Here is a 13,149-nt window from a genome sequence, read left to right as displayed (position 1 = left end):
CGAGGCGGGCTCTGATAGGACGGAGCCATGCCAGCCGGGCCGGACACCGACGTCGACGTGATCGTGATCGGGGCGACCCTCGCCGGGCTGGCCGCCGCGGCCCGGCTGGCCAAGGCCGGGCACCGGGTCGCGCTGGTCAGTGACGGCCTGGAGCCGGGTGGACCGTGGGCCGGTCGCCCGCTGGACGCCCCGTCGGGCCCGGTGATCGACGACGCGCCGCCGGTGCTCACCCTGCCGGCGGCCTGGCGCGACCTGTTCCGCAAGAGCGGCCGGCCGCTGGACGCGGAGCTGGCCCGTTCCGGCTGGGAGCTGGCGCCCGCCCCACCGGCCCGGCACCGGTTTCCGGACGGCAGCGAGCTCCGGCTGCCGACCGACCGCGGCGAGCAGTACACGGCGCTCTCGGAGACGTACGGGAGCGCGGCCGCGGACCGCTGGCGCGACCTGCTCGATGATCTTGACGAGGTCTGGCAGACGCTCCGGCCGTTGGGCCTGGAGTCGGAACTGCACGGCCGGTTCCAGCTCACCCGCCGAGTCGAGACGATCTTGAAGAGCAAGATCAGCATCGATCGGCTCGCCGAGCTCCAGGGGCACCCGGCGCTCCAGGCCCTGGTCCGCGATGTCGCTTATCTGCAAGGGTCCGTACCGAGTTCATCGCCGGCCCATGCCGCCGTCGACCTGGCCGTGCTGCGCCGGTTCGGCCGGTGGACGATGCGTCGCGCCGACGGTACGGAGACCGGGCGCACGTCGGCCCTGATCGAGGCCGTGGCCGGCCGGCTGGCGACCCGCAAGGTGACCACGATCGACTCCGCGGCGACCAAGATCATGATCGAGAACGGCCGGCCGGTCGGCGTGATCACCGAAGCCGGGACCTTCCGGTCCAGGGCGGCGATCAGCACGGTCGATCCACCGCGGGTCCTTGATCAACTCCTGGCCGATGTCGAGCTGCCGCCGCAGCGGGCGACGCTGCGCCGGCTCCGCCCCGCCTTGGCCCCGACGGTCACCGCGACCCGGCTGCCGGGGCCGGTGACCGACGAGCTGACCGAGACGGTGCAGCACCGGGCCGGCGCCGGGCCGCTGGTCACGGTGGTGCGGCGGGCCGGCGACACCATGGTCGAGCTCAGCTACGACTACGCCCGGCCCCGGCCGGACTGGAGCCGTGGCCTGGCCTGGCGGGGCTTCGGCGGCTGGCTGGTCCGGCCGCCGATCCGGGGGCCGCTGCCCGGGCTCTACCAGGCCGGCCCGTTCTCAGCGGCGGGGCCGGGGCTGTCCCAGACGCTGTTGTCCGGCGCTCTCGCCTCGTACGCCTGCCATGACGACCTGACGGCCGAACATTTGTAGACTGGAGTGTTTCGTCACTCGGGTAAGGACACGCTTTTGACTTCATCGTCAGACACCGCGGCGCCGGAATCCGTACAGTCGGACCAGGACGCGGCTGCCGTCCTGGACCGCGAACTCGCCGCGGAACAGGCCCACGTCGACAAGGTCTATCAGCGACTGGACGTCGCCTCTCGGTCGGCCCGACTGGTCGCCGCCGAAGGGCGTTCGCTCTATCAGTCGGACCGCTCCAGTTATGTCCGGGAGGAGGACGGCACCGGCCTGCTGGAGCGCGACATCTTCGCCTTCCAGGCCGCGAAGCGACTGGCCACGCTGGACGCCGAGCACGAGGGCCTGGTCTTCGGCCGGCTCGACCACGTGGATGCCGAGGCCCGCTACATCGGCCGGATCGGGGTTCGGGACGCCGACTACGAGCCACTGGTGATCGACTGGCGGGCACCGGCCGCGGCGGCCTTCTACCGGGCCACGCCGAGCAATCCGATGAACGTCACCCGGCGCCGGGTGCTGCGCTGCCAGGGCGCCAAGGTGGTCGGGATCGAGGACGACCTGCTCGACTCCGAGCACGCGCCGGACGACCTGGTGGTGATCGGCGACGGCGCCCTGCTGGCCGCGCTGAGCCGGGCCCGCGGGCACAACATGCGCGACATCGTCGCGACCATCCAGGCCGAGCAGGACGAGGCGATCCGGGCGCCGTGGCAGGGCTTCACCATGATCAGCGGCGGCCCCGGCACCGGGAAGACGGTCGTCGCGCTGCACCGGGCGGCCTACCTGCTCTACTCGAACCGGCGCCGGTTCGAATCCGGCGGGGTCCTGGTGGTCGGGCCGAGCCAGGTGTTCATGAACTACATCGAGCGGGTGCTCCCCTCGCTCGGCGAGGAGTCGGTGACGCTGCGCTCGATCGGCACCGTGCCGAACGACATCCTCGAGGTCGCCGGGATGCGGCACGACCCGGCCGAGTTGTCGGCGATCAAGGGCAGCCTGCGGATGGTCCGGGTGCTGCGCCGCCTGGTCACCGAGCCGCCGGCGGGCGTACCGAACGAACTCCGGCTGACCGTGGACGGGGTGGTCTACGCCTTGGACGGGCCGACGCTGGCCCGGATCCGTACCGACGTGCTGGCGCACCACAAGCTCAACCAGGCCCGGGACGCGGCCGAGACTGCACTGCTCACGGCGCTCTGGCGGCGCCGGCCGCGGGAGCTCGACCTGGACCGGCCGGACTTCGACGACGCGGTCACCTCGACGGCGGCGTTCCACAACTTCACCTCCGCCTGGTGGCCGACCCTCAGCGCACCCGCCGCGCTGGCCCGGCTGGCCGACCGGGCGCTGCTCGGCCGGGCCGCCGGGTCCCAGCTGTCCCGTCAGGAGCAGGACCTGCTGGCCGCGGACTATGCCCGGCTGACCTCGGTGCCGCCCGCCCGGCGCGACTGGTCGGTCGCCGACAGCGCGCTGCTGGACGAGCTGGCCTCGCTGCTGGGGCCGGTGCCGGAGTCGAACTCGGTCGAGATCCCGCTGTTCCTGGAGAGCGGCGACGACGTACCCGAGGTGTTCACGACGATGGAGCGGCTGGCCGACCGGTCCGAGCCGGACCCGTTCGCGACCCCGCACGACACGTACGCGCACATCCTGGTCGACGAGGCGCAGGACATCAGCCCGATGCAGTGGCAGATGCTGCGGCGCCGCGGCGGCAGTGCCAGCTGGACCATCGTCGGCGACCCGGCCCAGAGTTCCTGGCCGGACGCCGCCGAGTACGAGCGGGCGATGTCGGAGCTGGTCCGCACCGCGCCGGTGCGCCGGTTCCGGATGAGCACCAACTACCGGAGTCCGGCCGAAGTGTTCGACCTGGCCGCCCAGGTCGTCGTCGGTACGTTCCCGGACGCGGATCTGCCCACGGCCGTCCGCTCGGTCGGCTATCAGCCGGAACTGCTGGTCGGCGACGTCGAGGACACCGTGATCAAGGCCGCCCTCGAACTGCTGGAGCAGGTCGAGGGCACGGTCGGCGTGATCGCCCCGCCGTCCCGGCAGCAGGCGCTGCGGGATGCCCTGGCCGACGCGAAGTTGATCACCGACGACGCGGCGGCGGACCGACTGGTGCTGGTCACCCCGCTGGCCGCGAAGGGCCTCGAGTACGACGGTGCGATCGTGGTCACGCCGGACGACATCGTGGCCGAGTCCCCCGGCGGTGTCCGGGTGCTCTACGTCGCACTGACCCGGCCGACCCAGCGGCTGGTCACGGTCGACGAGCGGCCGGACGCGGCCTGGCGGGCCACGCTCGACTGAACCGCCGGGAACGGGCGAGACGGCATCCGGTTCGCCGACGGTCCGGGGATCGAGCGACGCCTCCGGACCGCGGCGTCGCTAGGCTGCGGACCGGACCTGCGGCCTCGACCGCGGGCGGCGTCGAGCAGGAGGAGACCGTCGTGACGCTGAGCCGTCGGTTCGTGGGCTGGGCCGCGATCGCCGTACTGACGCCGCTGGTGGTGTCCTGCGCGGCACTCGTTCCGGAACCCGACCGGTCGAGCCGGCCCTCCCCCGGCGCCGCCTCGTCCGGCGGCCCGTCCTCGTCCGGCGGACCGTCCCCGGCGGTGCCCTCGATCAGCGTCTCGCCGCTCGATCCGCCGAGAGCTCCGACGCCGGAGCAGACGCCGCGCCCGCCGACACCGGCGCCGTCGGCCAGCTCGTCGGACGGCGAGAACGGAGCCTGGAAGCCGGCCCGTCGCCCACGGGCCCGGGATCTCGATCTGTCGGCGATGAAGGACTGCGCCGCACTCGACGACGTTCCGGTCACCCGGTGGCAGGTGAGGGCCGGGCGCCCGGTCGGCGAGGCCCTCGAGACCCGTACCGTGTCCTGCTCCTGGGCACACCGGAAGCCGCCGTACGCGCTGACCTTGATCAAGTACCAGGAGAGCATCTACGACGGGCACATCTTCTCCGAGACCAGGCCGAAGGAGATCGAGGTCCGCGGGTTCCCGGCGTGGACCGGACAGCGGATGGAAGTACGGCCGACCTGCCTGATCGCGATCGACATCCATGACGACCAGTACCTGGCCATCAGCTACCGCGTGACCGGGCCGATCGAGGACAACACCGTGGATTGCGGCCGGCTCCGCGACATCGGAACGACCCTGGTCGACGCCCTGCTCCGCTGACGCCTAACCGTGGCTGGGATTCAGCCGCGCGTAGATCTCCCGGGTCGCGGTCGAGCGGTTCATGGTGAGGAAGTGCAGGCCGGGCACGCCGCCCTCGAGCAGAGCGGCGCAGAGCTCGGTCGCGATGTCGGTGCCGGCCTGGCGAACCTTGGCCGGGTCGTCGCCCGCCTGCTCCAACCGAGCCACGACCGGTGCCGGCAGGTCGGCACCGGACAGTTCGGCGAACCGCTGGATCTGGCTCAGCCGGGTGACCGGCATGATGCCCGGGATGATCGGCAGGTCGCAGCCGAGCGAGCGGACCCGGTCGACCAGTTCGAAGTAGCGGCTGGGCGTGAAGAACAGCTGGGTGATCGCGAACGACGCGCCGGCCTGAGCCTTCTCCACCAGCAGCCGGGCGTCCAGCTCCGCGTCGTACCGCTCCGGGTGCAGATCCGGGAACGCGCCGACGCCGACACAGAAGTCGCCCAGCGAGCGGACCAGCTCGACCAGCTCGGTCGCGTTCCGCAGGCCCTGCGGGTGCTGCTCCCAGGGCACGGTCGGCCCGCCCGGCATGTCGCCGCGGATCGCCATCACATGCCGGATCCCGGCGGCCGCGTACCAACCGATCACCCGGCGCAGCTGCTCGGCCGGCTGGCTGGCGCAGGTGAGGTGGGCCATCGTGCGCAGCGTGGTGTGCTGGGCGATCGCCTCGGTGATCTCGATCGTCCGCTCCCGGCTGGAGCCGTTGGCGCCGTACGTGACCGAGACGAAGTCGGGCCCGAGTGCCTCCAGCCGGCGCACCGTCTGCCACAGGGTGCGGCGCTGGTCGTCGTCCTTGGGCGGGAAGAGTTCGAAGGAGAACAGCGGGCCCGTCGGGGCGGCCAGCAGTTCCGCGATCGTCGCGTGCGGATCCGTCCGGGTGGTCATCCCGGGCCGGCGGTCGAGCGTCGTTTCAGGCGCCATGCGAACCACCCTAGTGGCCGCGGGCGGGCGGGCCGGGCGGGTTCCCAGGATTCGATTCCGTAGGCTCGGCGGGTGACCACTTCACAACTCGACGCGGGCCCGGCGCTCGACCCGGCGGATCCCCTCGCGGCCGGGTTCCGGGACGCCGTCGCGGACGTACTGGACGGGTTCCTGGACGGCCAGCGGGACGTGCTGGCGGCGATCGACCCGTCGCTGGCACCGCTGCACGAACAGGCCCGGGCGCTGGTCGCCGGCGGCAAGCGGGTCCGGCCGGCCGGCTGCGTCTGGGGGTACGTCGCGGCGGCCGGACTGCCCGGCGCTGACGACCGCGGCCCGTTGCTCGGGGCGGCGGCGAGCCTCGACCTGCTGCACGTCAGCGCCCTGGTGCACGACGACGTGATGGACGGCTCCGACCTGCGCCGCGGCCGGCCGTCGGCGCACCGGCAGTTCGAGCAGTTGCACGATGATCATGGTCTGATCGGCGACCCGGAGGTGTTCGGGCGAGCCGCCGCGATCCTGTACGGGGACCTGCTGCTGATCTGGTCCTCCGAACTGCTGCACCGGTCCGGGCTGCCGCCGGCGGCACTGGCCCGGGCGCTGCCGCTGGTCGAGGCGATGCGGACCGAGGTCACCGCTGGGCAGTATCTGGACATCCTGGCCCAGTCCCGCCCGGTCACCGAGCAGGACCTCGCGACGGCGATCGAGGCCGCAGAGCGAGTCGTCGAATACAAGTCGGCCCGCTACACGATCCGCCGGCCGTGCCAGATCGGCGCCAGCCTCGGCGGCGGTTCCGAGTCCTTGATCACCATGCTGGCCGAGTACGGCTCCGCGCTGGGCCGTGCCTTCCAGCTCCGCGACGACCTGCTCGGCGTCTACGGCGACGAGCAGCTGACCGGCAAGCCGGCCGGAGATGATCTTCGTGAGGGCAAGCGCACGGTCCTGGTCGCCCATGCCCTCGCCGCCGCCGAACCCGTTGCCCGCAAGGCGATCCGGGATCTGTTCGGCCGTCCTGATCTTGATCGGGAGCAGGTGGACCGGCTGCGGACCTTGATCACCGGCACCGGCGCCCGGGACCAGGTCGAGTCCATGATCGAATCCAGCCACGCCGACGCCCGGGCCGCACTGGCCGCGCTGCCCGGCTCGGAGATCACCGACGAGGGCCGCCTGGCGCTCGACACCCTGGCCACCCTCGCCACCCATCGCACCCACTGATCACCCCATCGAAGGGCCACCGCCGTGACCAAGGATCGCACCGATCCGCCGCTCCGCGCCGACGAGCTGACCACGCTCCTGGGCTTCCTGAACTACCACCGCGACACGCTGCGGCAGAAGACCGCCGGCCTCGACCAAGATCAACTAGGGCGGACCCATCCGCCGTCGACACTCACCCTGGCCGGCCTGCTCAAGCACGTCGCGCTGAACGAGTCGCACTGGTTCGGCTACGTGCTGCACGACCGGCCGCTGCCCGAGCCGTTCGCCTCGGCCGACTGGGACGCCGACATCGACTGGGAGCTGACCACCGCGGTCCAGGACTCCCCCGCCGAGCTGCACCGGCTGATGGACGACGCTGTCCGTACCGCCGATGCAGGCATCGCCGAGGCCTACGCCGCCGGCGGCCTGGCCCACCCCTCGGCCCGCCCCAGCCGCGACACCGGGGAGCCGTTCTCGCTGCGCTGGATCCTGCTGCACATGATCGAGGAGTACGCCCGCCACAACGGCCACGCCGACCTCATCCGAGAGTCCATCGACGGAACCACCGGCGAGTAGCCCCCACCCACTCTTTTCGCCGACCGGTCACCAAAGCAGGCGTTTTGTCGGCGTGTCGCTGCAGAAGTGACCGGTCGGTGGCGCCGGAGGACGGGGGAACTCGACCGAGCGGGCTGTCGAAAGCACCGACGAACCCGACCAGCCCGCCGAAAACACCCGCCAACTCAACCAACCAGCCCGCCGAAGACACCGACGAACACGACCGACCAGGCCGCCCCACCCCCGCCGACTCGACCAACCAGGCCGCCCCACCCCGCCGACTCGACCGACCAGGCCGCCGGGGCGGAACGAAGCAACGTGTCCGCGGAAGACCGGCGTGCCCCCGACCGGACAGGCCCGCGAGGGGGCCTTCGCAGACGTGGTCTGCGCCCGCCTTCCGGAGTTGCGGCACGCGGCGCCTCGACGATCCGGCCGTAGCCCGTCGGATCGGGAGCGGTCGCGGTGAGCACGGCCCGCTCCGGGGAGCGTGTCGCGAAATCACTTCCCGTGGAGCGCTCGGGCCCATTTCAACGTTGCACCATCCGAACCGAAGAGAAATCGCGACATCGCCACCGGGATCCTCGCCGCCGGATCGCCTGACAGTCGCCGACCGATGTCCCACGACAACCGCACATCAGGTCGGCCAACAGATCGTGCTGCGCCCGTCGGCGCCAGGCGAATGGCCGATCGGGCAGCAGGCTGCGGACCGTTGACTGAGCCGAGCGGGTCGTTGCCCGTCGCGAACCGTCGTGACCGTCGCCGACCGGGTGACTCCAGCGGGGGTCCGACGGCGGCAGTTCTTCTTCGAGTGGCGCGGCAACTACTTGAGCGGCGCGAGCAGTGGCACAGACGGCGGGCCAGGCCCCGCGGCCCAGCGCAACGACCGGCAGCGACGATCCGCGCGGAAGCGCGTCGACGGAGCGTCGGCAACGACGGTTGCCTTCGCCGGATCGTTGCGCGCGCAACGCGCGGTCGTTGTCCCAGCCCGGTCGTCATCCCAGCCCGGTCGTCATCCCAGCCCGATCGTCATCCCAGCCCGATCGTCATCCCAGCCCAGTCGTCGCCACCCCGGGTCGCTGCCCACCTGGTCATCTGCCTTCGCCGCGCAGGTCGGTCGCAGATTCCGATCAGCGGCCGGGACCGCCTGCGACTGACCAGCACCGCGCCGCCCTCAACCTCCCACCCCTCACCGACCGGTCAATTCCGCAGCGACACGCCGCCAAAACGCCTGCTTTGCTGACCGGTCGGCGGTTGTCAGAGGCGCAGGTCCAGGTAGACGGCGTGGTGGTCGGAGGCGTCGTTGAGGCGGGCCAGCGGCGAGTCGGGGGTGGGCCAGAAGACGCCGGCTCCGCGCTGCACCAGGCCACGGGACGGCAGCACCAGGTCCACGCGGAGGTTGCCCGGTGCGGTGTCGTTGAAGTCGGCGGTGTCCAGGGCCGGGTCGCCGCGGTGGGTGGTGTTCGCCTGGCCCTGCTGCTCGGCCGCGATCACCGCGCCCTCGCTGGTCGGTTCCGGGTCGGCGATCCGCGGATGGCCCAGCAGCTGGTTGACGGCGCCGTCGACGCTGTCGCCGTCCAGCGGGTCGGCGTTGTAGTCGCCGGCGATCACGAACCGGCTGCCCGGCTTCAGGCCGCCGCGCTCGCCGGCGTCGTCGTAGATGTAGCGACTCTGCCGCCGAGAACCCACATAGTCGGCCCAGAACCGGATCTCGTCGTGGTTGCGGACGCCGTTGCGGTCCTCCGGCCCGTCGAACGTCGGTGGCGTCGGGTGCGCGACCAGGAAGTGCACCTCGCGCTTGCCGATCTTGATCGGGACGTCCCAGTGCGACTTCGAGGACAGCCGCAGCACGTCCAGCGCCTCGTCGGAGTACCAGTCCGCGGGCTCCGGCGTGGCCGGGTCGTCCGGCAGCAGCGCTCCCGGCATGTCCTGCCAGAGGAAGTTCTGGAAGGTACGGATCTCGTCGAACGCGATCGGGTACTTCGACAGCACCAGCATCCCGTACTGCCCCTCGAAGAGGCCGAACCCGTGCGAGTCGTTGCCGCCGCCGACCTGACCGTTGCGATCAAGGTCGAACCCGGTCGCCACCCCGGTGTTGACCGGCGCCGTGTACGCGTACGGATACTCGATCGGGTCCGCGCCCTGCTGCCCGACCTCCAGGTAGTTGGCCCGGAACGCGTCGGCGGCGGCGTTCTCCGGCACGTAGTCGAACTCGTTGATCAGCAACACGTCCGGCCGGACCCGCTGGATCACCTCCGCGGCTTCGCTGGCCTGCGGATCGCCGGGCTTGGACAGGTCGGCCAGCAGCTCACCGGCGGCGGCCCGGTTGAGTGAGGCGTTGAACGTCGCGAACCGTACCTTCGGCACGGCCGCCGACGCGAGATCCGGCGCCAGTCCGACGGCCAGGACGGCGGCCAGCAGCGACAACAGAAGTCCCCGAACGCGTGTCATGGGGCGAACCATAAGGGATCGCGGCGACCCCTGGGTTACGGCTGGATCCGGAGCACGCCCTGGGTGCTCTCGACGACGTACAGGTCGCCGGACCGCGGATCGGCGGCGACCCCGACCGGGTGGGCCAACTGCGCCGCGCTCGCCGGACCACCGGCCCGGCCGGTGCCGCCGTACGTGCCGACTCCGGAGTAGGTCGCGATGGTGCCGCCGGCGATCCGCCGGATCCGGTTGTTCAGCGTGTCGGCCACGTACAGCGTCCCGTCGGCGGCGACCTCCACGTCGTGCGGCGTGGCCAGCTGCGCCGCCGCGGCCGGGCCGCCGTCACCGCCGAAGCCCGCGGTGCCGGTCCCGGCGACGATGCTGACCCGGCCGTGCGGGTGAATCCGGAGGATCCGATGGTTGTACGTGTCCGCGACGTAGACGTTCCCGGCCGCGTCGACCGCCACCCCCTGCGGATGGTTGAGCCTGGTCCGGGTGGCCAGGTCGCGGGCGCCGTCGGCCCCGGCCTCACCGGTGCCGGCGATGGTCCGTATCGAGCCGCCCGGCGACACGGCCCGGATCCGGTGGTTGTACGTGTCGGCGACGTAGACCGTGCCGCGCGCGTCGACCGCAACCCCGCCGGGGTGGTCCAGCCGGCAGTCCACCGCCCGGCTGCTGCCGCCGTCGCCCGATTCCCCGGTCCCGGCGATGGTCCTGATCCGGCCGCGCGGGTCGACGGCCCGGATCCGATGGTTGTACGAGTCCGCGATCACGACCGTGCCGTCCGGGCCGACCGCGATCCCGGCCGGTGCGTTGAGCCGGGCTTCGGTGGCCGGACCGCCGTCCCCGTCGCCGCCCAGCCTGGCCATCCGGCCGGCGATCGGCGCGGTGGCCCCGGTGACCTGGCGCTGCTGGATCGACGCCCCGAACACGATCGCCTCGATCCGTTCCTGCGCGATCGGGCTGCGCAGCTTGAAATCGAGCGCGCCCGGCGCGAACACCTTCTCCGCGATCAAGGTCTGCGGCGTGTCGCTGAGCGTGATCGTCTGGCTGTAGATCTCGACCCTGCCGTTGTACAGGTTGAGCACGACGGTGCCGCTGCCGACGACGGTCAGCCGGCCCACCCCGGTCGCGCCGGCGATGATCGTCGGTTGCAGGTAGAGCACGGTGTGCCGGTCGGCGTTCGTCGCCACGTAGTGCACCGCACTCTGATCTTGGTACGTCGTCGCCGCGAACGCGCCCACCGCTGCCGCCGACGGCGAGTAGAACCGCCACGGCAGGGCGCCGGTCGGCGCGGTCAGCGCCTCGCCGAGCGGCTGCTCGGTCCAACTGGCCGGCGCGGCGATCCGGCCGACCACGTTGTTCACGGTCGCGGAGACCAGGATCCGGCCGTCGGCATCGACGGCGATGCCCTGGTTGTGCCCGAGCATCCGGGAGCTGGTGCCCAGCTGGCGCAAGTCGACGTTCGCGGCCGGGCCGCCGAAGCCGGTCTGGTCGAACCCGTACCCGGTGACGGTGCTGATCGTCGCGACCATGATCATCGACTCCCTTCACCGGTGCCGCCGGCCGGTCTGACCCGGGTCAGCGGCGGCGGGTCGATCGTCGGGTGTGCCCGGAGGTAGGCGATGAACACCTCGCGATCGCGTTCGTGCCGGACGGCGTCGGTGAAATCGGCCAGGGCGGTGGTGCCGTCGGCGGCGATCAAGGTGTACGCCAGCGCCGCGACCCGGTAGGACTGCGCCGGCTCCAGCACCTGGTTGTTGATCTTGACCGAGGCCGGGTCGACCCGGCTGCCCGGCGCCGCCGCAAGATCGACTTCGTACGACACGTTGGCCGAGACAGCCAGCGGCGAGGTCGAGACCCCGGCCCCGCTGACCTTCCACTGATCTTGCAGCGCGGTCAGGATCGCCGCCCCGGTCACCGTCACGCCCAGTACCGGATTGCCGTACCCGAAGGCCTTCCAGGCCTCGCCGAACAGGATCCGGCCTGCCGTGTCGGCGGCGTTGCGGCCGGCGTCGTAGAGCAGCCCGTCCCCGGCCAATGCGACCGAGCCCTTGCGCGGCGCGGTAGCGAACAGGGCAAGATCGACTTCGTCGCCCTGTCGGTGCGCCTCCCAGAGCAGCACGTCGGCGGCCAGGTTGCCCATCGCGCTCTCGCCGAGCGGCGACGGCGCCCGGGTCAGATCCGCGCTCTGCTTCGCCAGCGGGGTCTGGAAGCGCCGGACGCCCTGGTCGACCCAGTAGTTGACGATCTTGCCGACCCGGGGATCCGGCGGGATCTCGTGGGTGTTGGCGTGGTTCTTGGACGTGGTCAGGGACGGCACCACGGCACCGGTCCGCCGGTCCAGCTTGAGGGTGATCTCGTTGATCATCTGGCCGTGGCAGCCGGCTTCGACCACCGGGCGCGGCACCCCGTCGGGTCCGGGGACCATCCCATTGAACGCGGCGTGCCAGTGGCCGGTGACGAACGCGGCGATGTCCGGCGTCGCGGCACGGGCCAGGGTGAAGCACGGGCCGGTCGGATCGGTCAGGGCGTTGATGTCCCGGCCGGCGGCGCCGCCCTCGTGCATGTTGACGACGATCGTCCGGACGCCCTTCGCCTTCAGCTCGGCGGCGATCCGGTTGACCGTCTCGAGATGATCAAGATTGCGCATCCCGGGCTGGTAGGAGGTGGAACCGGTGGCGGTGCTGGTGACGGTGAGGTGGATGAAGCCGATCGGCAGCTTCCGGCCGTTGCCGGCGTCGACCTGGACGATGTTGTACGGCGGGCGCACGGTCAGCCCGGTCTCGTCGAGCACGACATCCGAACTGTAGAAGGAGAAATCGGCGCCGCCGAACTGCCGGCCGCGGGAATCCGGGAACGAGCTGTCCCGCCCCGGGACGCCGATCGGCTCGCCCCGTTCGATGTGATCGACCAGGTACTCGGGGAACCGCTGGTCGAGCTCGTGGTTGCCGACGGTGCTGAACTGCAGGCCGAGCGCATTGAGGACCTCGATCGTCGGCTCGTTGGCGTGCGCGTCGACCGTGAACGGCCAGCCGGCGAAGTTGTCGCCGGCGGAGAAGAAGATGCTGTTGCGGCGGCCGGCCCGGAGCCGCTTCAGGTGCGCGGCCAGGTAGGCGGCGCCGCCGACCACCTTCGGCACCCCGCCGTCGTTGACCAGGTTGTCGCCGTCGACGTCGGTCGGCGACAGATAGCCGTGGAAGTCGGTGATGTTGAGCAGCTGGACATCGACGTACCGGTCGCTGTCGACGTCCGGCGGCGCCTGGTCCTGCCCGTTCTCGTCGGCATAGGCCCGGGTCCCGACCTGGGTCGCGGCGACCATCCCGGCCCCGACTCCCAGCACGGCTCGGCGGCTGAACCGCCCCGGATCATCGCACGCGTCCATCATGAACTCCGCTCGTCGTGAGGCCCCCGAATGCGCATTCGTGCCAGATGTCAGAAAGCTACACACAAACTTGCGCAGCTGGGAATCGGTTGTCCAAGATTTTCGGACCGTTCCGACGGACGGCGGAACGGACGGCGAACCGCACCGAAATCCGGGGCGACGCGAACC

General features: G+C 71.6%; 9 protein-coding genes. 5 read left to right on the top strand and 4 right to left on the bottom strand.

Translation table 11 applies throughout. From position 1 onward, the window contains the following. Window positions 1-27 precede the first annotated feature (27 nt). From BKA15_RS30580 to BKA15_RS30570, 3 genes are all read left to right on the top strand, one after another. The gene (locus BKA15_RS30580) at window positions 28-1,338 is read left to right on the top strand and encodes an FAD-dependent oxidoreductase (RefSeq protein WP_179757451.1); all 1,311 of its coding nucleotides are present in this window, start codon (window positions 28-30) and stop codon (window positions 1,336-1,338) included. 102 nt (window positions 1,339-1,440) lie between these two features. Beyond that, the gene (locus BKA15_RS30575; protein ID WP_446685538.1) at window positions 1,441-3,612 is read left to right on the top strand and encodes a HelD family protein; all 2,172 of its coding nucleotides are present in this window, start codon (window positions 1,441-1,443) and stop codon (window positions 3,610-3,612) included. Between the two features lie 140 nt (window positions 3,613-3,752). Continuing rightward, entirely contained in the window at window positions 3,753-4,481 is a 729-nt protein-coding gene (locus BKA15_RS30570; RefSeq protein WP_179757449.1) for a DUF3558 family protein, read from the top strand. Between the two features lie 3 nt (window positions 4,482-4,484). On the opposite strand, the gene metF is transcribed toward BKA15_RS30570, so the two are convergent. Then, a complete protein-coding gene (metF, locus tag BKA15_RS30565; protein ID WP_246322458.1) occupies window positions 4,485-5,423 on the bottom strand; it encodes a methylenetetrahydrofolate reductase [NAD(P)H] in 939 nt (312 codons plus the stop codon). A gap of 72 nt (window positions 5,424-5,495) precedes the next feature. On the opposite strand from metF, the gene BKA15_RS30560 reads away from it, so the two are divergent. Then, entirely contained in the window at window positions 5,496-6,635 is a 1,140-nt protein-coding gene (locus BKA15_RS30560) for a polyprenyl synthetase family protein (RefSeq protein ID WP_179757448.1), read from the top strand. A gap of 24 nt (window positions 6,636-6,659) precedes the next feature. Further along, window positions 6,660-7,190 carry a DinB family protein gene (locus BKA15_RS30555; protein WP_179757447.1) on the top strand — a complete coding sequence of 177 codons (531 nt, stop codon included), beginning with the start codon at window positions 6,660-6,662 and terminating at the stop codon, window positions 7,188-7,190. Window positions 7,191-8,423: 1,233 nt separating this feature from the next. Here BKA15_RS30555 and BKA15_RS30550 read toward each other — a convergent pair. The 3 genes from BKA15_RS30550 to BKA15_RS30540 are packed head-to-tail and all read right to left on the bottom strand — an operon-like array spanning window position 8,424 to window position 12,984. Then, on the bottom strand, window positions 8,424-9,617 hold the full coding sequence (locus tag BKA15_RS30550; RefSeq protein ID WP_179757445.1) for an endonuclease/exonuclease/phosphatase family protein: 1,194 nt from the start codon (window positions 9,615-9,617) through the stop codon (window positions 8,424-8,426). Window positions 9,618-9,652: 35 nt separating this feature from the next. Beyond that, window positions 9,653-11,137, bottom strand: a complete 1,485-nt coding sequence (locus BKA15_RS30545) for an NHL domain-containing protein (protein ID WP_179757443.1) — start codon at window positions 11,135-11,137, stop codon at window positions 9,653-9,655. Beyond that, on the bottom strand, window positions 11,134-12,984 hold the full coding sequence (locus tag BKA15_RS30540; protein WP_179757441.1) for a bifunctional metallophosphatase/5'-nucleotidase: 1,851 nt from the start codon (window positions 12,982-12,984) through the stop codon (window positions 11,134-11,136). The genes BKA15_RS30545 and BKA15_RS30540 overlap by 4 nt, the downstream gene beginning before the upstream one ends. Between the last annotated feature and the right edge of the window lie 165 nt (window positions 12,985-13,149).

The sequence above is a fragment of the Microlunatus parietis genome, from assembly GCF_013407955.1.
GTDB lineage: Bacteria > Actinomycetota > Actinomycetes > Propionibacteriales > Propionibacteriaceae > Microlunatus > Microlunatus parietis.
This window is presented reverse-complemented; position numbering and strand designations above follow the sequence as displayed.

Coding starts and splice junctions, on each gene's coding strand:
- BKA15_RS30580 (WP_179757451.1), top strand. CDS start 28: ATGCCAGCCGGGCCGGACACCGACGTCGACGTGATCGTGATCGGGGCG.
- metF (WP_246322458.1), bottom strand. CDS start 5,423: ATGGCGCCTGAAACGACGCTCGACCGCCGGCCCGGGATGACCACCCGG.
- BKA15_RS30550 (WP_179757445.1), bottom strand. CDS start 9,617: ATGACACGCGTTCGGGGACTTCTGTTGTCGCTGCTGGCCGCCGTCCTG.
- BKA15_RS30545 (WP_179757443.1), bottom strand. CDS start 11,137: ATGATCATGGTCGCGACGATCAGCACCGTCACCGGGTACGGGTTCGAC.
- BKA15_RS30540 (WP_179757441.1), bottom strand. CDS start 12,984: ATGATGGACGCGTGCGATGATCCGGGGCGGTTCAGCCGCCGAGCCGTG.